20 protein-coding genes, 1 tRNA gene and 1 pseudogene are annotated in these 23703 nt (G+C 66.1%); 7 read left to right on the top strand and 15 right to left on the bottom strand.

The annotated features are described in order from the left end of the window. Window positions 1-16: 16 nt before the first annotated feature. The 8 genes from truB to ABFO07_RS11680 all read right to left on the bottom strand — a co-directional run bounded on the left by truB (window position 17) and on the right by ABFO07_RS11680 (window position 10706). The gene (gene truB / locus ABFO07_RS11645) at window positions 17-952 is read right to left on the bottom strand and encodes a tRNA pseudouridine(55) synthase TruB (protein WP_347467265.1); all 936 of its coding nucleotides are present in this window, start codon (window positions 950-952) and stop codon (window positions 17-19) included. 13 nt (window positions 953-965) lie between these two features. Beyond that, window positions 966-1367, bottom strand: a complete 402-nt coding sequence (rbfA, locus tag ABFO07_RS11650; RefSeq protein ID WP_059560151.1) for a 30S ribosome-binding factor RbfA — start codon at window positions 1365-1367, stop codon at window positions 966-968. A 114-nt stretch (window positions 1368-1481) separates the two neighbouring features. Next, the gene (gene infB / locus ABFO07_RS11655) at window positions 1482-4421 is read right to left on the bottom strand and encodes a translation initiation factor IF-2 (RefSeq protein WP_059560148.1); all 2940 of its coding nucleotides are present in this window, start codon (window positions 4419-4421) and stop codon (window positions 1482-1484) included. Window positions 4422-4512: 91 nt separating this feature from the next. Further along, complete coding sequence (gene nusA, locus ABFO07_RS11660) at window positions 4513-5988, bottom strand: transcription termination factor NusA (RefSeq protein ID WP_059886165.1); 1476 nt, start codon at window positions 5986-5988, stop codon at window positions 4513-4515. Beyond that, window positions 5988-6446, bottom strand: coding sequence for a ribosome maturation factor RimP (rimP, locus tag ABFO07_RS11665; protein ID WP_006764492.1), 459 nt, complete (start codon window positions 6444-6446; stop codon window positions 5988-5990). The genes nusA and rimP overlap by 1 nt, the downstream gene beginning before the upstream one ends. A 292-nt stretch (window positions 6447-6738) precedes the next feature. After that, complete coding sequence (gene rluB / locus ABFO07_RS11670; RefSeq protein WP_059906147.1) at window positions 6739-8418, bottom strand: 23S rRNA pseudouridine(2605) synthase RluB; 1680 nt, start codon at window positions 8416-8418, stop codon at window positions 6739-6741. Between the two features lie 60 nt (window positions 8419-8478). Next, window positions 8479-9480 (bottom strand): SMC-Scp complex subunit ScpB, encoded by a 1002-nt coding sequence (gene scpB / locus ABFO07_RS11675; protein WP_059890840.1) that lies wholly within the window; start codon window positions 9478-9480, stop codon window positions 8479-8481. Window positions 9481-9803: 323 nt separating this feature from the next. Beyond that, window positions 9804-10706, bottom strand: a complete 903-nt coding sequence (locus ABFO07_RS11680) for a LysR family transcriptional regulator (RefSeq protein ID WP_059560134.1) — start codon at window positions 10704-10706, stop codon at window positions 9804-9806. Between the two features lie 412 nt (window positions 10707-11118). On the opposite strand from ABFO07_RS11680, the pseudogene ABFO07_RS11685 reads away from it, so the two are divergent. Beyond that, a pseudogene (locus ABFO07_RS11685) lies at window positions 11119-11514 on the top strand (transposase); the annotation flags it as partial. Between the two features lie 200 nt (window positions 11515-11714). Continuing rightward, window positions 11715-11966 (top strand): hypothetical protein, encoded by a 252-nt coding sequence (locus ABFO07_RS11690; protein WP_081059893.1) that lies wholly within the window; start codon window positions 11715-11717, stop codon window positions 11964-11966. A 168-nt stretch (window positions 11967-12134) separates the two neighbouring features. Here the strand turns inward: ABFO07_RS11690 and ABFO07_RS11695 are convergent, their stop codons facing one another. Beyond that, window positions 12135-12452: a hypothetical protein gene (locus tag ABFO07_RS11695; protein WP_059560127.1), complete on the bottom strand. Its 318-nt coding sequence runs from the start codon at window positions 12450-12452 to the stop codon at window positions 12135-12137. A 158-nt stretch (window positions 12453-12610) separates the two neighbouring features. Between ABFO07_RS11695 and ABFO07_RS11700 the strand changes: the two genes are divergently transcribed. The 3 genes from ABFO07_RS11700 (at window position 12611) to ABFO07_RS11710 (ending at window position 14206) form a co-directional block, all read left to right on the top strand. Beyond that, window positions 12611-13327 (top strand): YdcF family protein, encoded by a 717-nt coding sequence (locus ABFO07_RS11700; RefSeq protein WP_059560124.1) that lies wholly within the window; start codon window positions 12611-12613, stop codon window positions 13325-13327. Window positions 13328-13540: 213 nt separating this feature from the next. Then, window positions 13541-13810: a hypothetical protein gene (locus ABFO07_RS11705; RefSeq protein ID WP_059560122.1), complete on the top strand. Its 270-nt coding sequence runs from the start codon at window positions 13541-13543 to the stop codon at window positions 13808-13810. 138 nt (window positions 13811-13948) lie between these two features. Then, window positions 13949-14206, top strand: a complete 258-nt coding sequence (locus ABFO07_RS11710) for a hypothetical protein (RefSeq protein WP_059560119.1) — start codon at window positions 13949-13951, stop codon at window positions 14204-14206. Between the two features lie 43 nt (window positions 14207-14249). On the opposite strand, the gene ABFO07_RS11715 is transcribed toward ABFO07_RS11710, so the two are convergent. Beyond that, window positions 14250-14540: a putative quinol monooxygenase gene (locus tag ABFO07_RS11715; protein WP_347467270.1), complete on the bottom strand. Its 291-nt coding sequence runs from the start codon at window positions 14538-14540 to the stop codon at window positions 14250-14252. Window positions 14541-15087: 547 nt separating this feature from the next. Further along, complete coding sequence (gene bamC, locus ABFO07_RS11720; protein ID WP_347467272.1) at window positions 15088-16302, bottom strand: outer membrane protein assembly factor BamC; 1215 nt, start codon at window positions 16300-16302, stop codon at window positions 15088-15090. A gap of 225 nt (window positions 16303-16527) precedes the next feature. Here bamC and ABFO07_RS11725 point away from each other — a divergent pair. After that, window positions 16528-16604, top strand: a tRNA-Pro gene (locus tag ABFO07_RS11725). Window positions 16605-16864: 260 nt separating this feature from the next. Continuing rightward, window positions 16865-19078 (top strand): hypothetical protein, encoded by a 2214-nt coding sequence (locus ABFO07_RS11730; RefSeq protein WP_347467274.1) that lies wholly within the window; start codon window positions 16865-16867, stop codon window positions 19076-19078. Between the two features lie 80 nt (window positions 19079-19158). Here ABFO07_RS11730 and ABFO07_RS11735 read toward each other — a convergent pair whose 3' ends face one another. The 4 genes from ABFO07_RS11735 to pheS all read right to left on the bottom strand — a co-directional run bounded on the left by ABFO07_RS11735 (window position 19159) and on the right by pheS (window position 23636). Further along, window positions 19159-19578: a MerR family transcriptional regulator gene (locus ABFO07_RS11735; RefSeq protein ID WP_059560094.1), complete on the bottom strand. Its 420-nt coding sequence runs from the start codon at window positions 19576-19578 to the stop codon at window positions 19159-19161. A gap of 46 nt (window positions 19579-19624) precedes the next feature. After that, window positions 19625-20026: an integration host factor subunit alpha gene (locus ABFO07_RS11740; protein ID WP_059560091.1), complete on the bottom strand. Its 402-nt coding sequence runs from the start codon at window positions 20024-20026 to the stop codon at window positions 19625-19627. Window positions 20027-20109: 83 nt separating this feature from the next. Further along, window positions 20110-22539 (bottom strand): phenylalanine--tRNA ligase subunit beta, encoded by a 2430-nt coding sequence (gene pheT, locus ABFO07_RS11745; RefSeq protein ID WP_059988394.1) that lies wholly within the window; start codon window positions 22537-22539, stop codon window positions 20110-20112. 83 nt (window positions 22540-22622) lie between these two features. Then, window positions 22623-23636, bottom strand: coding sequence for a phenylalanine--tRNA ligase subunit alpha (pheS, locus tag ABFO07_RS11750; RefSeq protein ID WP_017332577.1), 1014 nt, complete (start codon window positions 23634-23636; stop codon window positions 22623-22625). Window positions 23637-23703: the final 67 nt, after the last annotated feature.

Consider the following 23703-nt stretch of genomic DNA (forward strand, 5'->3'; position numbering starts at 1 on the left):
GCTTCCTCGATTCAACTCATGCCGCCGCAGTTACGACGAGCCGTTCGGGCGCCAGCACGCCATTCGCCGCGCGGGCCACGCCGAGCAGCCGCGTCGCGTCGTACACGCGCACCCGCTCCCCCTCGTTCGCGTCGATCGTCCCGAGCTCAGACAAGCGCAAGCGCTGGCCATGCAGGAAGCGCTTCGCGCATTCGTCGTCGAGACGCACCAGCGGGAACGTCGACAGCAGCGCGTCGACCGGCTGCAGCCATGCGTCGCGCGCCGCGGCATCGGCGTCGGACAGCGTGTCGAGCGTCACCGCGTGATCGAGCGTCAACGCGCCGACGCCGGTACGGCGCAGCATCGTCAGGTGCGCGCCGCAGCCGAGCGCCTCGCCGATGTCTTCCGCCAGCGTGCGCACGTAGGTGCCCTTGCTGCAAGTCACGCGAAACGTCACGTCGGGCAGATCGCATGCCAGCAGTTCGAGAACGTGGATCGTGACCGCACGCCCTTCGCGTTCGACCGTCTGGCCCGCGCGCGCATATTCATAGAGCGGCTTGCCGTCGCGCTTGAGCGCCGAATACATCGGCGGCACCTGCACGATCTCGCCGGTAAAGCGCACGAGCGCCGCATCCACGGCCGCGCGATCGCACTCGACCGGGCGCGTGTCGAGCACCTCGCCCTCCGCGTCCCCGGTGGCGGTACGCACACCGAGGCGCATCGTCGCCTCGTAGGTCTTGTCGGCTTCGAGCAGGTCTTGCGAGAACTTCGTCGCGTCGCCAAAACACAATGGCAACAAGCCGGACGCCAGCGGATCGAGCGTGCCGGTGTGGCCGGCCTTCTTCGCAAGATACAGGCGCTTGGCGCGAATCAGGGCATCGTTGCTCGACAGGCCGACCGGCTTGTCGAGCAGGAGGACGCCGTCCAGCGCGCGCCGGGGCACGCGCGGACGTTGGGATGCTGCATTCGTCATAGGCCGGGCGAACTCAATCGTCCTTTGCAGGCGCCGCGCCGGCTTCGTCGTCGTCCTTCGCGCGCGTTGCGTTGGCCTCTTCGATCAGGCGCGACATGGCCACCGCCTTCTCGATCGTCTGGTCGTAATGGAAATGCAGCGTGGGCACCGTATGGATGTGCAGGCGCTTGAACAGCAGGTTATGCAGATGGCCGGACGCATGGTTCAGCGCCTCCTGCGTGTCCGCTGGCTTGCCGGTCAGCGTCGTGAAGTACACCTTGGCGTGCGCGTAGTCCGGCGTGAGTTCCACGCTCTGGATGGTCACGATGCCGATGCGCGGATCCTTGACCTCGCGCATGATGAGTTCGGACAGGTCGCGCTGAATCTGGTCGGCGATCTGCACGTTGCGATTGGGGGAAGTACGTTTCCTGGACATGATCGATCCGTGCTCCGTTATTCGGGGCAAAGTTGGCGACCCGCATTGCGTGCCGCCATGAAAATGGGCGGGACAGGCCCAAGCCTGCCCCGCCCATGAGCCGATGCGCGATGATTACAGCGTACGCGCGACTTCGGTCACTTCGAAGACTTCGAACTGGTCGCCTTCGACGATGTCGTTGAAGTTCTTCACCGACATACCGCACTCGAAGCCTTGTCGGACTTCCTTGACGTCGTCCTTGAAGCGCTTCAGCGATTCGAGTTCGCCGGTGAAGATCACGACGTTGTTGCGCAGCACGCGCACCGACGACGTACGCTTGACCACGCCGTCCGTGACCATACAGCCCGCGACCGCGCCGATCTTCGGCACCTTGAACACCTGGCGCACCTCGACCATGCCGGTCACGACTTCGCGCTTCTCCGGTGCCAGCATGCCCGACATGGCCGCCTTCACCTCATCCACGGCGTCATAGATGATGTTGTAGTAACGGATGTCGATGCCGTTCGACTCGGCGAGCTTGCGCGCCTGTGCGTCGGCACGGGTGTTGAAGCCGATGATGACCGCCTTCGAGGCCGTCGCCAGGTTGACGTCGCTTTCGCTGATGCCGCCCACCGCGCTGTGCACGATCTGCACGCGCACTTCGTCGGTCGACAGCTTGAGCAGCGACTGCACCAGCGCTTCCTGCGAGCCCTGCACGTCCGCCTTGATGATGAGCGGCAGGTTCTGCACTTCGCCTTCGCCCATCTGTTCGAGCATGCTTTCCAGCTTCGCGGCCTGCTGCTTCGCCAGCTTCACGTCGCGGAACTTGCCCTGGCGGAACAGCGCGATTTCGCGCGCCTTGCGCTCGTCCGGCAGCACGATCACTTCCTCGCCGGCGCCCGGGACTTCCGACAGACCCTGGATCTCGACCGGAATCGACGGGCCGGCTTCCTTCGTCGGCTTGCCGTTCTCGTCGAGCATCGCACGGACGCGGCCGTACGCCGTGCCTGCGAGCACGATATCGCCGCGGTTCAGCGTACCGGACTGCACCAGCATCGTCGCGACCGGGCCCTTGCCCTTGTCGAGCTTCGCTTCGATCACGATACCCTTGGCCGGCGCCTCGACCGGTGCCTTCAGTTCCAGCACTTCGGCCTGCAGCAGCACGTTCTCGAGCAGATCGTCGATGCCCGCGCCCGTCTTCGCCGACACCGGCACGAACGGCGAATCGCCGCCGTACTCTTCCGGCACGACGCCTTCCGCGACCAGTTCCTGCTTGACGCGGTCGGGGTTCGCTTCCGGCTTGTCGATCTTGTTGATCGCGACGACGATCGGCACGCCGCCCGCCTTCGCGTGCGAGATCGCTTCCTTCGTCTGCGGCATCACGCCGTCGTCGGCCGCGACCACCAGAATGACGATGTCGGTCGCCTTCGCGCCGCGCGCACGCATGGCCGTGAACGCCTCGTGACCGGGGGTGTCGAGGAACGTGACGACACCACGCGGCGTGTCGACGTGATACGCGCCGATGTGCTGCGTAATGCCGCCCGCTTCGCCCGCCGCCACCTTCGCGCGACGGATGTAGTCGAGCAGCGAGGTCTTGCCGTGGTCGACGTGACCCATCACCGTGACGACCGGCGGACGCGGCAGCTGTTCCGCATCCGTGCCGGTCTCGCCTTCGACGAGCAGCGCTTCCGGATCGTCCAGCTTCGCGGCAACCGCGCGATGGCCCAGTTCCTCGACGATGATCATCGCCGTTTCCTGGTCCAGCACCTGGTTGATCGTGACCATCTGGCCCATCTTCATCATCACCTTGATGACTTCGGATGCCTTGACGGACATCTTGTGCGCGAGGTCGGCCACCGAGATGGTTTCCGGAACGTGCACTTCACGGACGATCGGTTCGGTCGGCGCCTGGAACGACGATGCGCTGTCCTGGTGACGGCCGCGCCCCTTCGGGCCGCCGCGCCAGCCGCGGTCGACACCGCCGCTCGAATCGCCGCGGGTCTTGATGCCGCGACGCTTCGCGGCGTCGTCCTGCCAGCCGCCCTTGCCAGCGCCCGGCTTCTTGTTGCGGTCGCCCGCGCCTGCCGGCGCCTGGGTGGTCGCAGGCGCTGCGCCGGCCGGCTTCTTCGCCGCCGGACGCGCTTGTGCGCCTTCACCCGCCGGCTTGGCCGGCTTGTGCAGCGTGCCCTTGGCTTCGGCCGGCTTCGCCGGTTCCGCCGGCTTCGGCGGTTCGACGGCCTTGACCACCGCCTTGCGCGGCGTGTTCATCATTTCGCGGATCGCACGCGCTTCGGCCTCGGCGGCCGCGCGGCGCTTGCTGATCTCTTCCTGCTCGGCGCGTGCCTTGTCAGCCGCTTCGCGAGCAGCATCCTCGGCCTTCTTCGCGGCTTCGCGCTGGGCGGCGCGTTCGGCTGCGGCACGCTCTTCGTCCTGCGACGACTGCGTGCGCGCTTCCTGCTCCGCTGCGGCAGCCTGCCGTGCAGCCACCTGCTCCTGCTGGGCAGCCGCCTGCTTCGCCGCCGCGGCTTCCGCCGCGGCACGCTTCGTGGCGGCCTCTTCCTCGGCGCGGCGACGCTCCGCTTCGGCCGCTTCCTCGCGGGCGCGGCGCTCGGCTTCCTCGCGTTCGAGGCGCTCCTGGCGCTCGCGCAGTTCCTGCGCCTGCTTCTCGAGCAGCTCGGCCTCGCGGCGCGCTTCTTCCTCGCGACGCTTCAGTTCCGCATCGTCATCCGCTTCGGCGGCCTGCGCCTGACCCTGATCCGCGACATCGCTCACGTCGTCGCGCTTGACGAACGTACGCTTCTTGCGGACCTCGACCTGAATGGTGCGAGCCTTGCCCGTCGCGTCGGACTGCTTGATCTCCGACGTATGCTTGCGGGTCAGCGTGATCTTGCGCTTGTCGCCATCGGTCGCGCCGTGCGACTTGCGCAAATGATCGAGCAGACGCGCCTTGTCCGCCTCGGACAGCGCATCGTCTTCACTCGCTTTCTGGACGCCCGCTGCCTGCAGCTGTTCGAGCAGCACACCAGCAGGCATTTTCAGTTCCGCGGCAAATTGGGCTACGTTGTTACTCGCCATTCATTCCTCTTAGTGCAAGGACCGATTCCTTGCGGTTAGCATCGGGTCAGGCCTTCCGGCCGCCATCAAATCAGTGCGCCATGGTCATTTCTCACTGGAACCAATGTTCACGTGCTTTCATGATCAACGCCTTAGCGGCATCCTCTTCCATCCCGGTCAAGTCGACCAGTTCATCCACTGCCAGCTCCGCGAGATCGTCGCGCGTGGCCACACCGTGTTCGGCCAGCTTCGAGAGCAACTCCGGCGTGATGCCGTCGAGGCTCTTCAGATCCAGCGCTGCGTTTTCGACCTTTTCTTCGTTCGCGATCGCCATCGTCAGCAGCGCGTCACGCGCGCGGTTGCGCAGCTCGTGCACGGTATCCTCGTCGAATGCCTCGATCTCGAGCATTTCGTTGAGCGGCACGTAAGCGATCTCTTCGAGGCTCGTGAAGCCTTCGTCGATCAGGATGTCGGCAACTTCTTCGTCGACGTCGAGACGCGCCATGAACAACGCACGCAGCCTGTCGCGTTCTTCACCCTGCTTCTGGGCGGACTCGTCCGGCGTCATGATGTTGATCTGCCAGCCGGTCAGTTCGCTGGCAAGGCGAACGTTCTGACCGCTGCGGCCGATCGCGACAGCGAGTTCGTTTTCGTCGACGACGACGTCCATCGAATGTCTTTCTTCATCGACGACGATCGACTGGACGGCTGCCGGCGCGAGCGCGCCGATCACGAACTGGGCGGGATCCTCCGACCATAGCACGATGTCGATATTTTCGCCACCGAGCTCGTTGCGCACGGCCTGCACGCGCGAGCCGCGAATGCCGACGCAGGTGCCGATCGGATCGATCCGCTTGTCATACGCGATGACGCCGATCTTCGCGCGCACGCCCGGGTCGCGCGCCGCCGCCTTGATCTCGAGCAGGCCCTGCTCGATCTCCGGCACTTCCATTTCGAACAGCTTCATCAGGAATTCCGGCGCGGTGCGCGACAGCTCGATCTGCGGGCCGCGCGCAGTGCGGTCGACCTTCGCGATGTACGCGCGCACGCGGTCGCCCACGCGCAGGTTTTCCTTCGGGATCAGCTGGTCGCGGCGCAGCAGCGCCTCGACACGGCCCGATTCGACGATGAAGTTGCCCTTGTCCAGGCGCTTCACCGTGCCCGTCATGATCTTTTCGCCGCGCTCGAGGTAGTCGTTCAGGATCTGCTCGCGCTCGGCGTCGCGCACTTTCTGCAGGATCACCTGCTTCGCAGCCTGCGCGCCGATGCGGCCGAACTCGATCGACGGCACCGACTCCTCGATGTAGTCGCCGACTTCGACGTCAGACTTCTGCTCACGTGCCTCGAACAGCAGGATCTCGCGATCCGGCTCCTGCAGGCCGGCTTCGTCAGGCACGACGAGCCAGCGACGGAAGGTTTCGTGCTCGCCGCTTTCGCGATCGATATGGACGCGGATTTCGGCGCCTTCGTCGAACAGCTTCTTGGACGCCGAAGCGAGCGCCGCCTCGAGGGCGCCCAGCACGACATCCTTGTCGACGTTTTTCTCGCGCGCCAGCGCATCCACCAGCATCAACACTTCGCGACTCATTATTTGCGGCTCCTAAAGTCAACTTGCGGAATCAGGCGGGCTTTGTCGATGTCTGCCAGCGTGAAATCCAGCATGGCCGCCTCGCCCTTCTTCCTCTCAAATTCCAAACCGATCGTTTCGCCATTCGGCGCATGCAGAATGCCCCGGTAGGTCTTGCGCCCATCCAGCGGCTTTTTCAGGGTCACGGAGACTTCGCTGCCGGCGAAGCGCTCGAAGTCGGCCAGCTTCTTCAACGGGCGGTCGAGCCCCGGGGACGAGACTTCGAGCCGTTCGTAATCGATGTTTTCGACCGTCAAGACGTGCTGGAGCTGACGCGTGACCTTTTCGCAATCGTCGAGCGAAATGCCGGCAGGCTGGTCGATATAGATGCAAAGCATGCCGCGCCCGGTGCGCTCGAGATCCACCAGCTCGTAGCCGAGTCCGGTGACCGTGGTTTCTATCAGTTCCGTCAGTTGCACAGTGCCCTCTCAGGTGTTCGCGCCCGCCGCTCGCGAATTCACCCGCGGGCGCGCGCCTTAGCCGGCGCAGGAAGCGCTACCCGAGATGCCTAACCGTTTCAGCAAAAAAAAATGGGCGGAACGCCCATCTTCTTACCGGTGGTCGCACCTGAGCCGCACATCAAATCCGTACGCCCAGCGACTTCGCGATTATAGCGATTTTTGGTGCAAACGCCAAGCGCTCGCCGGTAAAACCGGTACTTCACACCGATTTTGCCGGCGAGGCGGAGCATATTGCACCGCGATACGCGACTCAGCGGCCGCGTGAACGATTGCGCTGCGGACGCTGACCGCCGCGCGCGCCGCCGTTGCCGGCGCCTTCCGCGCGATTGCCGTTCGGGTTGCGGCCGCCGCCGCCCTTGCCGGCACCGGCACCAGCGCCGCCGCGCTTGTTGCCGCCAGCGCCGTACGACGCGCGGTTGCCGTCGACGTCACGGCCACCGGTGCGCTGGCCGCCATAGCCGCCGCCCGACATCCCCGGCATGCCGCCGCCGTAACCGCTCGGGCCGGCGAAGCCGCCGGTGGCGCCGCGCCGCGGGCCACGCCGCGGCTGGTCGAGGTTACCGTGCGTCGTCAGCACCGGCTCGCGGCCGATGAAGCCCATCGACGTCTGCATCGGATCCGGCTGGCGGCGTTCGGCCTGGCCGCCGGCGCGCTTGCCGCCCTTCTCTTCCGTCGGCGCCTTCAGGCCGACGGTCGCCATCAGCTTGCGCACCTGCGCCTCGTCGAGCTCTTCCCAGCGGCCGCGCTTCAGGCCGCGCGGCAGCGGGATCGGGCCGTGACGCGTACGAATCAGGCGGCTCACCATCAGGCCGGCCGCCTCGAACATCCGGCGCACTTCACGATTGCGGCCTTCGGCCAGCGCAACGTGATACCAGTGATTCGTGCCTTCGCCGCCGCCATCGCGGATGCGCAGGAAGTTTGCGGGGCCGTCGTCCAGCTCGACGCCGTGCAGCAGCTTTTGCCGATTGCCTTCGGTGAGTTCGCCGACCACCCGCACCGCATACTCGCGCTCGACGCTGTAGCGCGGGTGCATGAAGCGGTTCGCAAGGTCGCCCGACGTCGTCAGCATCAGCAGGCCTTCGGTATTGAAATCGAGCCGGCCGACCGCGAGCCATTTGGCCGTCTTCATCGGCGGCAGGCGATCGAACACCGACGGACGGCCTTCCGGATCCGCATGGCTGACGATTTCACCCGTCGGCTTGTGGTACAGCAGCACGCGCGGCGGCTTGTTCGGCAGCTTGCGCTTGACCGGCTTGCCGTTGATCCGCACCTGGTCGGTCGGCATGATGCGCTGGCCGATGTGCGCCGGTTCGCCGTTCACCGACACGCGGCCGGCGATGATCAGCTCTTCCATCTCACGGCGCGAGCCCATGCCGGCCTCCGCCAGCACCTTGTGGAGCTTCGGCGCGTCGTCGTCCGGCGACAGCACGCGCTTGTTCGCCGGCTGGTTGCGGCCACGCCGCAGCATCGGTGCACGTACGCCACTGCCCGCCGCAGCGTTGTCCGCGTCGAAAGCCGGCGACGTCACGTACGCGAACAGGTCGTCCTGTACAGCGTCGCCCGCGGCGCTCGCCGCACCTGCGCCACCACCGCGCTTGCTCTGGCCGCCCTGGCGCGCCGCGCCGCCTTCGCGCTTGGCCGCCGGCTTGCGCCCGCCCTTCGCCGCGCCTTCCTTGCGCGGCGCACGCGCCGGCTGCTGCGCTTCCGCTGCCTCGGCGGGCGCATCGGCCCCTTCGTCGCCCTGCGGCGCGCCCTCGGCGCCCTTCGACTTGGCCGCCGCACGGCGGCGCGCAATCAGGCTGCGCGGGCCGCGCCGCAGACCGCGGCGGGGACGCTCGTCGCCGCCCGCGGCGCCCTGCTCGGGCGCATCGTCGGCACGCGCCGCCTGCACGGCAGGCGCGGACGATTCAATATCGTGGATATCAGTCAAAACAACCTCAAAATGTCAGGTCTCGCGCCCGGCGCGGGCGCGGCATGAAATCGGCCGCGATCAGGCGCGACGCTGTTCGGGTTCTGCTTCGTCGTCCGGCAGCTCGTCCGCGCCGATGGGCGCGCTGGCGCTGCGTACGGCATCCGCGAGACTGTCGGACGTGTCGTCCAGCATCTCGTCGTCCGCAGGACGGGAACGGGGTGCATCGACACGACCGGCCACGCCGGGCATGCCTTCGACCGCTTCCGCTCCGTCGCCGGCTGCCGCTTCGGCGGCCGGCTTGCGATCTTCCTCGCTCAACTGCGCGTGCAGCGGCACGGGCCGCACGCTCGCCGGCGCTGCTTCGGCTCCGGCCTGTTCTGTCTGCACTTCGTCAGCCTCGAGCGTATCGCGGCTGGGCGATTCCTGCGTCGAGGCGTCGTCGGGTACGTCGCCGACAGGCGCAGCGGACGCATCCGCCACCGCATCGCTGCCCGCATCTTCCAAGGCCGGAACGCTGTCCTCGAAATCCATCGCCTGCTGCGCGAGCAGCGCGGCCTCGATGTTGGCCGCCGGCTCCTCGAGCGCGGGCAGATCGTCGAGCGCCTTCAGCCCGAGATCGTCGAGGAACTGCTTGGTCGTCGCGTACAGCGCCGGACGCCCCGGCACATCGCGATGCCCGATCACCTCGATCCAGCCACGATCCTCGAGCTGCTTGACCACCTGCGTGTTCACCGTGACACCGCGGATTTCCTCGATGTCGCCGCGCGTGACCGGCTGCCGGTAAGCGATGATCGCCAGCGTCTCGAGCACCGCGCGCGAATACTTCGGCGGCTTCTCCGGATGCAGGCGATCGAGAAAATCGCGCATCGCCGGCTTGCTCTGAAAGCGCCATCCGCTCGCCAGCGCGACCAGTTCGACGCCGCGACCGGACCATTCCTGTTTCAGATCTTCGAGCAACGTGCGGACCGTGTCAGCCGACACGCTGTCGGCAAAGAGCTTGCGCAAATCGCCGAGCTTCAGCGGTTCCTGCGCGCAGATCAAAGCAGTCTCGAGGACGATCTTCGCCTCTTGGGTATTCATGCAGCTAGGCCAGACCCTGTGGTCAAACGAACCGGATCAACAAACAGACGAAAGGAACGGAAGACGCGCTCGCCCGATTCTGATCGGTCATATTGATGGGAGCACGAACCGGGGGCGGCGAATCAAACTTCAAGCCAGGCCCAAACCGGACGGAACAGCACGATTCAACGAGGGAACCGCGTGACTGAACGCCATCTTACGCAAAATTGCCGAGTGCGTAAAGATGAGCCGAACGGACTGCGCGCGTCGCCACAACGGTCCGACCCCGTTTCACCACGACGTCGCGCCGGCCACCGCGAAGCGCCGCTGGCGCGCGAGCGCCATCAGTCGAGATCCTCGGCCCGTGCCGGCATCTGGTGCACGAGTTCCCAGATCGCCTGGGCGGCCGGCGACAGCGAGCGGTCGCGACGCCGCACCAGCTCGACGGTACGCTCGGCGCGCGGCGTGAGCGGCCGCGCGACGAGCGTCGAGCCGGCCGGCAGCGGCAGCGACAGCCAGGGCTGCACGCTCACGCCGACGCCCGCCTCGACGAGCCCGAACACCGTCGCCGAATGCCCCAGCTCCTGCACGACCGTCACGCCCACCCGATGCGCGGCCAGCGCCGCGTCGATCAGGGGCCGGCTGCCCGAGGCATGATCGAGCAGCACGAGACGCTCGCCGTTCAATGCCGTCCACGGCACCTCCGCATGCGATGCGAGCGGATGATCGGCGCGCGCGACCAGACAGAACGAATCGGTCATCAACGGCTCGCTGACGAGGTCGGCGACGCTGAGCGGCCCGATCACGACGCCGAAATCGACCTCGCTGGACTTCACCTTGCGCAGCACGTCGCTCTGCACGTCGTCGCGCAAGCCGAGCGCGACGAACGGGAACTGCCGCTCGCAGGCCGCCACGACACGGGGCATCAGCCGGCAGGCGATCGTCGGGCTCGCCGCGACGATCACGCGGCCGCGGCGCTGCTCGCCGATTTCGCGGATCTCGCGCAGCGTGTCGTCGAGATCGTCGAGCAGGCGCGACACGCTCGCGATCAGGTTGCCACCGACGTCGGTCAACTGCACGTCTCGCGTGGTGCGGTCGATCAGCTTCAGGCCGAGCTCCGCCTCCAGCTCGCGCACGCAGCGGCTTACCGCGGACTGGGTGAGCCCGATCTCGTCGCCGGCGCGGCTGAAGCTCTTGAGCCGCGCGACCTCGATGAACACGCGAAGCTGGCGCAGCGTGACGTTCATGTTCTGACCTCATCAATCTCTGGTATCGATGCGCGATTCTAGTGCCCCAATCCCGCACCTGCCGCACATGTTTCGCTGCGGTGCAATAACCAAGCAAACGCACGCGGCGCGGGCGAATTGCACAAGATTGGTGATTGTCCCGATTTGCTGGCGGGTTATTTTGGCGTCTTATACGCCCCTAGCTGACGTAGCCGTCAGCTCGCTGCCAAGCGGCTCTCGCAGGGTTCACCTCCTACGTGGCACGCTTCGTGCTTTTACCTGACGCACAGGGCGCGGTTTCGACCGGTGGAATGCATGAAAAGCCATCGTCGACCGACCGGACGCCCCCACCCGGCACTCGATGGCCGAGTGCTTGAAGAGTGCGCGGCGCAGGGCAGCGCACCGGAGTTTGCTTCGCTGAGGTGAGGACATGATGCTGTTCGACGATTTGAGAGATAACGAGTGGGCGCTGGTCGAGGGTCTGTTTTGTTCGGAACCCGCACGGAGCGAGCGCCGCGGCCGTCCCCGCGTGGAAGCCCGTTCGGTGGTGAATGCCGTGCTGTGGGTCCTGTCGACCGGTGAAGGCTGGTCGAAGCTGCCGGGCCGCTATCCGTCGCCGCCGACCTGCCGTCGCCGCTTCGACGAATGGCAAGCCGACGGCACGCTCGCCGAGATCGTGAAACGACTTGGCACGAGCGGCCGGCAAATCTCGCTGCGCGGGCGCATCGGCGCAAGCGCGGCCAAGCCGCCCGCACCGCCGAGCCGCGACCGGCTGCGCGGCGCCTTCTGGACCAATCCGGAATCGTGGCGCGCGCCGGTCAAGATGGCTTAAAGGATGGATAGTGCACCGGGCGGCTTCGGCCGCCCGCTCTCTTTCCGGCGAGCATCCCGCGCCACGAGGGAGCCCGCCGCGCATCGCTGTCGCGCAGCGATACATCTATTTACCAATATTTACAGCAAGCCTGCACTCCCGCGCTTACCTTAGCGTCATATCAACGAGCCGCATCGACGGCTTGGGGGGAGCCCACCATGAAACCAATGTCACTGCTCGCTGCATGCGGCATTGTCGTTTCACTGGTGCTTGCATCGCCAGCGCACGCCGACGACCGCACCCGGCAACCCCACCGGCAACAGGAACACAAGGGCAATCAGCACGCACCGCCCGGCGCCGATCAATCCGGCCGGCAGACGGTCCCGCGCGGCGACCTGCGCGGCGACATCGCCAGCAATGCGCGCGCACGTGTCGGCTTGCCGCAACAGGACGCACCCCGCCGTCAGTAAACCGGCACCCGCGACACGAAGAAAATGTGCTGGACCGGGAACTGGGCGGAATGGAACGAGTCAACATCTTTGCCATGAGCACAGCGTGGCAACAGCAAAAAGTATCCGGTACGCCCGTATCCTCGCGATACGGGCTTTTTTTGTCCCGACGCCGGCAGACCGGACGCGCTACAGGCGACTTTCGAGGATCGCGACAGCGCTGGCTTCGCTCAATGCGTAGTCGTCCATGCGGCGATCGACCCAGACAGGCAATCTCTCGTCGCGCTCGAGACGCGCGAATTCGGCGCGGCCGCTGTCCGTCAGCACGGCGATGTCGACCGGAGCGTGAAAACCCGGCGCGGGCGCAACAGTCTTCTGCCTGACCGTGTCCATCAACCCGAGCGACCGAAGATACTCGAATACACCCGGGCGACGCGCCCACGGGACCTGGCGATACTGCACCCGCCTCAGCGCGTCGAGCACCGCTTCGTTGGAATACGTGGCCATCTCGATTCTTTCTTAAAGTGCAGCGACAATGCCAGGCAGCGCACCGGGCGGGATCTCCGCCCGCCGGCGCCGCCACCGGTTCAGGAGGCCGGACGCTTGGCGTCGAGTCGGGGCCGGATCGTCAGCCATCCATAAAAAGACACCATACCCCAATCAAATTGATTCTGTTCGATTCATTTGTACTTCTCTTCACCGCTTTCATGCTGTGCCGCAAGCACCGGCGCACGATCGCACTCACGGCCGTCATGCTTTTCTGGCTGCTCGCGACGGGCTGGCTCGCGGCGCCGCTGATCGCATGGTCGCAGGCCGGCGTGACACCCGTCGAACATCCTGACATGCACGGCCAGACCACGCTGGTCATGCTCGGCTCGGGAACCCGGCGCACCGACGGACGCGTCGAGCCGCGAACCGACGCCCTCGCCCGCATCCGCAAGACCGCCGAACTCTACCGCGGCTGCCGGCAGCGCGCCGAACGCTGCACCGTGATCGTATCCGGCGGCGATCCGCAACATCACGGCGCTACCGAGGCCGCGACCTACGCACCCTACCTCGTCGCCGCGGGCGTCGATTCCCGCGACCTGGTGCTCGAGGCGAACAGCCGCACGACCTACGAAAACGCGAAGTTCACGGCACCTATACTACGCTCACGGCATGACGATGCGCGGATTCTCGTCACATCGTCATACCAGATGCGGCGCGCGCTGCTCGATTTCCGTCATTTCGGCATCGATCTGCAGCCGGTCTTTGCAAACCGCCGCGAAGCGCGCAAGGGCTGGCTGCCGCGCTGGCAGAATCTGGCCAACGCGGAGCATGCGCTGCACGAGCTGGCCGGCATCGCACAGTTCTACGTGTACCGCTGGCTCGGGTGGTTCTGAGGACACCTAGATACCTGCCGCCACTCATTCGACGCACAATGGCACGCGCATGACGATACGCCGCACGTGTTGCGCGACGTCAACGCGCGCCCGCGCGGAGCCGCGTTCCAATGCATTGATCCGTCACTTTTGTTACACTCGACACGCACTCGATTGCGGTCGCCAGACTGAACGGCAACACTCGGGTCATCACCACTTAGCGGAGGTAAAGCAATGAAGAAGACGTCCCTGGCTATCCTGGTTGCGATGTCGGCGCTGGCTGGCGCAGCGTATGCGCAAGAGAGCACGGAAATCAAGACCATCACCGATCCGGCCAAGATCGCCGAGATCGAGCAGCGCGCACAGGCCCTGCAGCAGCAGCAAGCCGCGCAGGCAGCCGAGCCGGCGATGCACGAAGAGCATCAAAAGGCGAAGAAGGCTCATCACAAGGCTGCAAAGAAGGCCGCCAAGAAGGCCGCTCCGGCCGACGCTGCCAGCCAGTAAGTTCCACGGCACCGCATAAGCAAAAAAGCCGAATCCGGGCAACCGGGTTCGGCTTTTTTGGTTGAGGCGTCCGCGCGCTGTGCTACAGTCGCGCACCGAACTTTTCCACCCCGTACGCACCCCGGTGCGGAGGACAGCATGAGCAACATTCAACTCGACATCGAGTGGACCGAAGCCGCCACTCGCACGATCAAGCAACTGATGCCGCGCGGCTCGGCCGACGCATTCCTCGCACTGCCGCCGATCGAGTGCCTGCCGATGGAAGGCGACGTGCTTTTTCTCGGCCCGCAAGGCAAGCAGCAGCCGTTCATCGTCGCGGAGCGCCAATACCATCACGACGGCGACGCCGACTGGACCATCATCCTGATCCTCGACGTCCCCAGCGCATCGCACTGACACGCGCCAGCCGGGCGGCGCGCCGCCCGGCCGCTGCCGCCCATCAGGCGATCTTCGACAGCACGCGGATCTCCGAGCGCTCGATCCAGTCCGCGGCTGCGTCGCGATAAGCGAGAATATGCGTGGAACGCGCATGGGCGGCCAGCGCCGCCTCACTTTCCCAACGCTCGACGAACACGAACCGCGCAGGCTCATTCAGATCGCGATGCAGGTCGTATTGCAGCGCACCCTGCTCATTGCGGGTCGGTTCGACTATGCCTTCGAGCGCGACTCGCAACCGCTCCTCCGCACCGGGTTTCGCAACGATCAGCGCCACGACTGCGATTTCCGCCATGCCAGCCTCCTTGGCCTCACAAAAGAAACCGAGCATACGCGAATCGCGCGACGCCGTATCGGCACGCCATGCGCGGCAACCGACGCTCCAAAAAAATTGCCCGCGCTTCGTGAGAAGCGCGGGCGAAACCGTCGCCCTACGAGGATAGGCGACGGGGCCATCGAGATCCGCGCATCGGCGCGGATCATCATCGGTTGCGCCAGCGCTGGTTGCGCCGGCATTTGGAAGCGCCGGTTCCGTGTATCACGCGCTCGCGACGCATGTCCGGTACCTGACGCCACCCTCCCTGTCTTGACGATTTCCGTATAAAAAGCAGATTCCATGCCAGCGCCATTCAAGTTGACATTGCATTGATTTAAAAGAGAAATTTCTCGAACCCGCCAGCGCAACGCACGTTGCGTCGCCCGTAACACGCGGATGTTACGTAACGTCACGTCGAGGGGAAGCGCCCCTATGCGACGGGCGCGGCGGAAGGCGGATTCCGAGCGCGCAAATGCAAAGGCCCGCCAGAAGGCGGGCCTTTGAACGCGCGAGGACGTGGTGAGGATCAGCGCAGCTGGGTCACGAGCAGACCCATGATCTGGCGTGCTGCCGGCGACGCGTCGATCGCGCCCGCATCGTCGACGATTGCGATGCGCGTCTGGTCCTGCGTGAGCGCCTTCACGTTGACCCGATACTGCTTCGCCTGCTTTTCCTTCTTGCCGTGGAACAACTGGCTCCAGAAGCCTTGCTCGGCGGCGCTCAGGTCCTTCGGATCGACGTAACGCACGAAATACAGCCCCTTCGCGCGGTCGCGATCATCTACCGTGAAGTTCGCGCGATCGAGCGCGAGACCGACGCGCAGCCACGAGCGGTCGTACGGTTCGCCGAGCGTGACCTCGGACGGCACCGCGCCCGCGTCGGATGCATCGGTGCCCTGCGACGACGAACGCGCGACGTTTTGCGCCGCAATGGCAGCCGCGGCCGCCTTCGATGCGTCGGCGCCACCCTTCTTGTCCTTCGCCGGCGGCGGCGTATCGCTGATGTTGGCGATCGGCGGCTCGCCGTTCTTCGCGCGCAGCTCGTTCTGCGCGAGAACGGCCATCAGGCGCTTCAGGTATTCGGTCTCGAGCGCCGGATCGTTCGGCTTCGATTCCCACTTGCTCGAATCGTTGTTCGGCCCGGTCAGCGCCTCGCGCATGCCCTTCTGGCTGATGAACACATAGGTGCCGCCGTTCGGCGCCGTGTCGAGACGCGTGCGGTACTTGTTGCGCTCGGCGGTGACGTACGAATTGCCCATCGCCTTCGAGATCACGCTGCGGATCAGGCCGTCGTTGATCTGCGGATGGGTTTCGTTCCAGTCGGTTTCCATCACGCCCTTGTCGCGCTGGTCGACGACCAGCAGGAAGCCCTGCTCCTGCCAGAAGCGGCGGACCTGCGGCCAGATGTCGGCCGGCTTCCTGCCGTCGATCACGAGCCAGCTTTCGGTGCCGTCACGCTGGATATGCATGCCCGACACGGCCGGCACGACGGCGTCGGTCGGCGGCGCCGCCTGCTGGACCTGCTGGAGCGCGGACAGGGAAGTGGCGCCGCCCTGCGGCGGCAGCGAGCGCTGATCGGCCGACTCCTCGAGCATGTTGGGCGGCACTGCGAGCGACACCTCCTTCGATTTCGAGTCGCTCTTGTAATCCACTTTGGTGGGCGACGACGTACCGCAACCGGCAACGAGCGCGCCGGTGGCGAGCACTGCAGCGAACCGCATGGTAAGACGAAGATCAGTCATGTTCTGGGAATCCTCTTCCGCTAAATCACGGCGCTTTCCGTGGATCAACCGTGTATTTTACCGGCGCAGCGGCGCGCTGTGCAAAAAGCGGACCGTGGGATTTGCAGATCGGGGCGTGGCCGCACCGCCCTGCCCGCATCGCGTCGCGACTCGCGGAGCGCACATGCAGAAAATGCATGCGACCCGTTCAAATCTGGCAAACTGTCTGTTATACTTTTGTGCTTTCGGGGCGTAGCGCAGCCTGGTAGCGTACCTGCATGGGGTGCAGGTGGTCGGAGGTTCAAATCCTCTCGCCCCGACCAGACAAGAACCCGCGTCAGTTCAGGCTGACGCGGGTTTTTTCTTTTCCGCCCCGAACGCGCTCAACCATCAGGCAAACGACCGTTTGATCCTGCCCGCGCGCCGCCCCGCATCCTTTGTCGCAGCACCCGCCTGCCCGATCGCTCCCCGCTCCCTTTGTTTGGTGACGCCGCTCTAGCGCGCTATGCCACACTGCACTGCATCGACGCCCCGCGCCCCGGCGCGCGCAGCGAACGATCACGACAAGACACGGAGACAGACGATGCGGAATGCGGTCCGGCGCGGCCATCGCTCGCCTTTGGCACTACCCCGATTGATTTCCGGTGCGCGACGCGCGGCTCACGCCGCATCGCGCCGGACCTCGCGCGCACTTGGCTGCGGCGCGCTCGCGATCGCGCTGCTCGGCGCAGGTTGCGCGGAGCACGCCGCGCAGCGCGACGGCACCGCACCCGCCGCATCGACGACGATCGAGCGCGCCAAAGCCGATCGGCTCGCTCGCGAGCAGCAGATCGCGCGCACGGTGCCGTCGCTTGCCTCGATCCGGCTTGCGCAGCCCCGTCCGTTCACGCTGCGCGACTCCGGTCAGAACAGCGCGATGACCTTCCTGCGCGACGTCGATTTCCGCATCGTCGGCAATCTCGGCTTCTTCATCCACCAGCTGTCGGCGACGCTTGTGCCGACGCAGGCCGGCGCGCCGATCGTGTTCGACGACCCGACGAGCTTCGAGATCGCCGTGCACCAGGGCAGCGTCACGCTCGACAGCGCCAAACTGACGGCGCTCTTCAACACCTACATCTTCGGCTATCGCAATGCGCCGCTGCGCAAGCTCGTCGTGTCGGCCGGCGACGGCGTGATCCACCTGCAAGGCGAAATGCAGCGCGACGGCTGGGTGCCGTTCTCGCTCACCGGCACGCTCGCGATCCGCGACGGCAGCCAGCTCGTGTTCCATCCGAGCGGCGTGCGCGTGTCGGGCCTCGACGCCCAGCCGGTAATGCGCGCCGCCAACGTGAAGATGGCGGACCTGCTCAAGGTCGACACGCCGATCGCGCGGCTGTCCGGCGACGATCTCGTGATGGCGGTCGACAAGCTGATGCCGCCGCCGCGCCTGCGGATCAAGATCACGGCGCTGCGCGTGACGCCCGCGGGGCTCGACCTGACGCTCGACGACGGCTCGCGCGCCGGCTTCGCGATGCCGGCAAGCGCACCGCAGCAGGCGATGGTTATTCGCGGCGGCGACGTGAAGTTCATGCGCTCGATGCCGATGAATGCCGACATCCTGATCGGCCCGGTCGACGGCGCGAAGGCCGGCCAGAACTTCGTGTTCGACCTGTACCACTACCGCGAGCAGGTGACGGCGGGCTACTTCAATTTCGACGAAAACGGCGCGATGGCGATCCGGATACCGTCATATGCCGGCGCCTCGAACGGCGCGCCGCTCGGCAATCCTGCCGCGCGCCTGAACGACAGCTTCCTCGCCGCGCAACAGGGCGCACTGCGCGACCTGCGCCAGCACTGGGAAGCGAATGCGCTCGCGTCCGGCGACGCCGCGCAACCTGGGCTGCAGAAGGTCGCGCTGCGCCGCACCGCGAACACGCCGTTCAACGAGCGGCACGTGTCGAACCGGCATCCGACGATCCATCTGCGCAACGTCGACTTCAACCTGTCCGGCGACATCGGCTTCCATGTCGAGGATCTCGACGTACAGCTCGTCGCGAAACGGCCCGGCGAGCCCGTCGATCTCGACGACCCGAACCAGTACGACATCCGCATCCTCGGCGGGACGGTCGTCGAATCGTGGAAGGCCATGTCGGCGCTCTTCAACAACTACCTGCTCGACTACTCGCCGCGCTCGCTGAACGACCTGCAACTGAGCGCGGACGGCCAGAACCTGCGCGTGCAAGGCGGCATCAAGCTGTGGAACCACGTGCCGGGCGTCTGGCTGCCGACCGACATGCGGGGCTCGCTCGCGGTGCTCGACGACCGCCACCTTGCGTTCGCGCCGACGCAGGTATCGGTGCTGGGCATTCCGCAGGCGAAGCTGCTGCGATCGCTCGGCATCGAGCTCGCGTCGCTGACGCCATTGCAGCGCCGCGGCGCGGAACTGCGCGGCGACACGCTCGTGCTCGACCAGTACACGGTGTTCCCGTCGCCGCTGCTGAACGGCAAGCTCGCGCAGGCCACCGTCGAGCGTGACGGGCTGCGCCTCACGTTCCGGCGGGTAACGGATGCGCCCGCGCCGGCGCGTCCGCAGATTCCGGCGCACAGCTACATGTGGATGGAAGGCGGCGACATGAAGATGTTCAACGTGCTCGAGCTGAACGTGCGCGCGCTGATCCAGAATTCGGCCGACCCGGGCCCGATGCGTTTCGACCTGTACGGCTACCGGAACCAGGTCGCGCAAGGCTCGGTGCGGATGCTGCCGGACGGCACGCTGGTCGTCGACATGGGACGCCGGAACCCGCTTGCCGCGCGCTGACACGCATGCCCGTCCGACGCGCATGAAAAAGCCCGGGCTGAACTGCACCCGGGCTTTTGCGTGACATGCGCAACCGAGGCTCAGCCGCGCTTCAATCCTTCGATCACGTCGAGCAGCGCCTGCCGCAGCGCGGCGACGTCGACGGTCGCCGCGGGCCGGCTCGCCGCCGCCGCACGCACGTCCGGTCCCGCTGCCTCGGGCTCGACATCCGGAGCCGCGCCCCGCTCGCCGCCCGGCGAATCGAGCCGGTTGCGCGCGCCGTTGATCGTGAATCCCTGCTCGTACAGCAATTCGCGGATCCGCCGGATCAGCAGCACCTCGTGATGCTGGTAGTACCGGCGGTTGCCGCGCCGCTTCACCGGCCGCAACTGCGTGAATTCCTGTTCCCAGTAGCGCAGCACGTGCGGCTTGACGCCGCATAGTTCGCTGACTTCGCCGATCGTGAAGTAGCGCTTCGCGGGAATCGGAGGCAAGACGACTTTCTCAACCGTCGTGGTCATCGTCAGTTAACCGTCGGTAAAGGTGCGCGGCGGCCGCGCGGGGGCGTCAGCGCGCGGGGCTGGACTCCGCGCCGTTCTCGACCAGCGCCTTCAGCTTCTGGCTGGCGTGGAAGGTTACCACTCGACGCGCGGCGATCGGAATCGCCTCGCCCGTCTTCGGATTGCGGCCGGGACGCTGCGGCTTGTCGCGCAGCTGGAAGTTGCCGAAGCCCGACAGCTTGACGCTTTCGCCGTTCTCGAGCGCGTCGCGGATCACTTCGAAGAACGCCTCGACCATGTCCTTCGCTTCACGCTTGTTCAGCCCGACGCTGTCGAACAGCAGCTCCGCCAGCTCCGCCTTCGTCAGCGTCGGCGTCTCCGCGGACGCCGGCGCGGAAGCGTCGCGGTTCAGGGCGCTGCGTTGCGCCGTCAGGAGGGCTTCGAATTCACTCGAGGTCATGTCGTTCATATCTGCCATACAGCGCGTTAAATCAAATCTCACGATGGGAACCGGCCGCCCGGGGGACATCGCGCCCGGGCAGGACCCGCTCCTTAGCCGCGCAAGCGCGCGCCTGCACGAGCCATCCGCTCGACAAGCGTCTGGATCGCCTGGTCGACGACCTCGTCCTGTAGCGTGCCGGCCGTGTCCTGCAGCGTCACGCGGAAGGCAAGGCTCTTCTCGTGCGCGGCAAGGCCACCGGAAGTATTTGATTTTGCACGAAATTCGTCGAAGAGTACAACCTTCTGAACGAATCGGCAGGCGTCGTCCGCCAGCGCCTTCTTCATTTCGTCGAACAGCGCCTGCACCTCGACCGCCTGATCGACCACGACTGCGATGTCACGGCGCACCGGCGGGAATTTCGACACCTCGGACGGCGCCGGCAGCCCGCGCGCGACGAGCGCATCGGTATCGATCTCGAACATCACCGGCGCATGCGGCAGCTCGTACTTCTGCATCAGGCGCGGGTGCAGCTCGCCGATCCAGCCGACCGCGCGGCCGTCCACCTCGATGCGCGCGCTGCGGCCCGGATGGAGGGCCGGATGTTCGGCCTTCACAAAACGCGCGGACGTCGGCGCGAGCAGCGCCTCGAGATCGCCCTTCACGTCGAAGAAATCGACCGCGCGGGTCGCCACGCCCCATTGCTCGTCGAGCGCCGGGCCGTAGGCCAGCGCACCGACGCGCTTCGGCTGCGCGTAGCCGGCGACTGCCAGTTCGCCGGCCTGGACCGACGCGTCGGCCAGGAACACGCGGCCCGCCTCGAACACGCGCACGCGGTCGGCGCGACGGTTCAGGTTGTGGCGCAGCACGGCGATCAGGCTGCCGAACAGCGTCGTGCGCATCACCGACAGCTGGCTCGCGATCGGGTTCAGCAGCCGAATCGGGTTGTCGTTACCGGCGAAATCGCTTTCCCACTCCGCATCGACGAAGCTGAAGTTCACCGTTTCCGCGTAGTCGCGCGCCGCCAGCGCGTGACGAATCGCGTGAATCGAGCGCTGCGTCTCGTTGGTCGCGCGCATCTCGCTCGTCGCGACCGGCGGGCGCGCCGGAATCTTCTCGAAGCCGTAGATGCGCGCCACTTCCTCGATCAGGTCTTCCTCGATCTCGATGTCGAAGCGGTGCGACGGCGGCGTGACCGAGAACACGTCTTCATCGCGCTCGAACGGCAGGCCGAGGCGCGTGAAGATGCTTGCGATCTCGTCGGCGTCGATCTTCACGCCGATGATGCGGTTCGCGCGCGACACGCGCATCGTGACCGGCGCGCGCTGCGGCAGGTTGACCGCCTGGTCGTCGACCGGGCCCGCCTTGCCGCCGCAGATCTCGAGGATCAGCTGCGTGATGCGCTCGACGTGCTCGACGGTCGTCGCGTAATCGACGCCGCGCTCGAAGCGGTGCGCCGCGTCGGTCGAGAAGTTGTACTTGCGTGCGCGGCCGCGGATGCTGTCCGGCCACCAGAACGCCGCTTCCAGATAGATGTTGGTGGTGTCGAGCGTGACGGCCGTGCTGTCGCCGCCCATGATGCCCGCGAGGCTCTCGACCTGGTGATCGTCGGCGATCACGCCGACCGTCTCGTCGAGTTCGACCGTGTTGCCGTTCAGCAGCTTCAGCGACTCGCCGCGCTTGCCCCAGCGCACTTCGATGCCGCCGTGGATCTTGTCCAGGTCGAACACGTGCGACGGACGGCCGAGCTCGAACATCACGTAGTTCGAGATGTCGACGAGCGCCGACACGCTGCGCTGGCCCGCGCGCTCGAGGCGCTCGACCATCCACTGCGGAGTCTTCGCGCGCGCGTTCACGCCGCGGATCACGCGGCCCGAGAAGCGGCCGCACAGGTCCGGCGCGGCGATGCGCACCGGCAGCGTTTCGTCGAGCTCCGCGCGCACCGGGCGGATGTCGGGCTGCGTGAGCGGCGCGCCGGTGATCGCAGCCGTCTCGCGCGCGATGCCGAACACCGACAGGCAGTCGGCCTTGTTCGGCGTCAGCTTGATTTCGAAGATCGTGTCGTCGAGGTTCAGCGTGTCGCGGATGTCCTGCCCGACCGGCGTGTCCTCCGGCAGGATCAGCAGGCCGCTGTGGTCTTCCGACAGCTTCAGCTCGCGCGCCGAGCACAGCATCCCCTGGCTCTCGACGCCGCGCAGCTTCGACAGCTTGATCGCGAACGGTTTGCCGCCTTCTTCCGCCGGCGGCAGCTCGGCGCCGACCAGCGCGACCGGCACCTTGATGCCCGGCGCGACGTTCGGCGCGCCGCACACGATGTTCAGCGTCGCGCCCGTGCCGGCGTCGACCTGGCAGACATTGAGCTTGTCCGCATCCGGATGCTTGGCGACTTCGAGCACGCGCCCGACGACGATCTTCGACGTCGGCGGCGCGGCCTTGCTCAGCGACTCGACTTCGAGCCCCGCCATCGTCAGTGCATGCGACAGCTCGTCGGTCGTCAGCTGCGGATCGACAAAGGTTCTCAACCAGGATTCAGGGAATTGCATGGATGTCTACGTTCGAAACAGGTTGGATCGACGCCCGGCTCGCTGCAAAGCGCGCACGGGCACAAGTCGGCGCGACGCCCGCGTTACGCGAACTGGCGCAGGAAGCGCAGGTCGTTCTCGAAGAACAGACGCAGGTCCTGCACGCCATAGCGCAGCATCGTCAGGCGCTCGAGGCCGCTGCCGAACGCGAAGCCGATGTAGCGCTCGGGATCGAGGCCCATGTTGCGGATCACGGTCGGATGCACCTGCCCCGAGCCGGAGATCTCGAGCCACTTGCCGGCGTTCTTGCCGTGCTCGAACATCATGTCGATCTCGGCCGACGGTTCCGTGAACGGGAAATACGACGGACGGAAGCGCACGAGGATGTCGTCGCGCTCGAAGAATTTCTTGAGGAAGTCGGTATAGACGCCCTTGAGGTCGGCGAAACTGATGTTTTCGTCGATCCACAGCCCCTCGACCTGATTGAACATCGGAGAGTGGGTCGCATCGCTGTCGACGCGATACGTGCGGCCCGGCGCGATCACCTTGATCGGCGGGCGGTTCATGCGCGCGTAGCGCACCTGCATCGGGCTCGTGTGCGTGCGCAGCAGCAGCGGCCGGCCGTCGGCATCCTTGCCGTCGACGTAAAACGTGTCCTGCATCGAACGCGCCGGATGGTTCTCCGGGCTGTTCAGCGACGTGAAGTTGAACCAGTCGGTCTCGATCTCGGGACCGTCGGCCACGTCGAAGCCGATCGTTCGGAAAATCTGTTCGACGCGCTCCCAGGTGTTCATCACCGGGTGCAGGCTGCCCGCGCCGGCGCCGCGGCCCGGCAGCGTGACGTCGATCGCCTCGGCGGCAAGACGCTGGTTCAGCAGCGCGTCCGCCAGCGCCTGACGGCGCGCGGTCAGCGCGGCTTCGACCTGCTGTTTCGCGACATTGATGCGCGCGCCTTCGGTCTTGCGCGCTTCGGGATCGAGCTTGCCGAGGCCCTTCAGCAACTCGGTCAGCGCACCCGACTTGCCGAGGAAGCGGGCTTTCTCGTTTTCGAGCGTGGTGATGTCGGCAGCCTGTTCGAAGGACTGCTGCGCGTCGGCGACAATCTGGTCCAGATCCATAGATCCCATCATTTCCAACGTCATTCGTTCTCGGCGAGCGAAATCGCCCGGCCAAACAAAAAAGGGG

Origin of the sequence: Burkholderia stagnalis (genome assembly GCF_039848545.1) — a bacterium.
GTDB lineage: Bacteria > Pseudomonadota > Gammaproteobacteria > Burkholderiales > Burkholderiaceae > Burkholderia > Burkholderia stagnalis.

Excerpts from the sequence above, each read along its gene's own strand:
- truB (WP_347467265.1), bottom strand. The coding sequence starts at position 952 with ATGACGAATGCAGCATCCCAACGTCCGCGCGTGCCCCGGCGCGCGCTG.
- rbfA (WP_059560151.1), bottom strand. The coding sequence starts at position 1,367 with ATGTCCAGGAAACGTACTTCCCCCAATCGCAACGTGCAGATCGCCGAC.
- infB (WP_059560148.1), bottom strand. The coding sequence starts at position 4,421 with ATGGCGAGTAACAACGTAGCCCAATTTGCCGCGGAACTGAAAATGCCT.
- nusA (WP_059886165.1), bottom strand. The coding sequence starts at position 5,988 with ATGAGTCGCGAAGTGTTGATGCTGGTGGATGCGCTGGCGCGCGAGAAA.
- scpB (WP_059890840.1), bottom strand. The coding sequence starts at position 9,480 with ATGAATACCCAAGAGGCGAAGATCGTCCTCGAGACTGCTTTGATCTGC.
- ABFO07_RS11680 (WP_059560134.1), bottom strand. The coding sequence starts at position 10,706 with ATGAACGTCACGCTGCGCCAGCTTCGCGTGTTCATCGAGGTCGCGCGG.
- ABFO07_RS11690 (WP_081059893.1), top strand. The coding sequence starts at position 11,715 with ATGAAACCAATGTCACTGCTCGCTGCATGCGGCATTGTCGTTTCACTG.
- ABFO07_RS11695 (WP_059560127.1), bottom strand. The coding sequence starts at position 12,452 with ATGGCCACGTATTCCAACGAAGCGGTGCTCGACGCGCTGAGGCGGGTG.
- ABFO07_RS11705 (WP_059560122.1), top strand. The coding sequence starts at position 13,541 with ATGAAGAAGACGTCCCTGGCTATCCTGGTTGCGATGTCGGCGCTGGCT.
- ABFO07_RS11710 (WP_059560119.1), top strand. The coding sequence starts at position 13,949 with ATGAGCAACATTCAACTCGACATCGAGTGGACCGAAGCCGCCACTCGC.
- ABFO07_RS11715 (WP_347467270.1), bottom strand. The coding sequence starts at position 14,540 with ATGGCGGAAATCGCAGTCGTGGCGCTGATCGTTGCGAAACCCGGTGCG.
- bamC (WP_347467272.1), bottom strand. The coding sequence starts at position 16,302 with ATGACTGATCTTCGTCTTACCATGCGGTTCGCTGCAGTGCTCGCCACC.
- ABFO07_RS11730 (WP_347467274.1), top strand. The coding sequence starts at position 16,865 with ATGCGGAATGCGGTCCGGCGCGGCCATCGCTCGCCTTTGGCACTACCC.
- ABFO07_RS11735 (WP_059560094.1), bottom strand. The coding sequence starts at position 19,578 with ATGACCACGACGGTTGAGAAAGTCGTCTTGCCTCCGATTCCCGCGAAG.
- ABFO07_RS11740 (WP_059560091.1), bottom strand. The coding sequence starts at position 20,026 with ATGAACGACATGACCTCGAGTGAATTCGAAGCCCTCCTGACGGCGCAA.
- pheT (WP_059988394.1), bottom strand. The coding sequence starts at position 22,539 with ATGCAATTCCCTGAATCCTGGTTGAGAACCTTTGTCGATCCGCAGCTG.
- pheS (WP_017332577.1), bottom strand. The coding sequence starts at position 23,636 with ATGGATCTGGACCAGATTGTCGCCGACGCGCAGCAGTCCTTCGAACAG.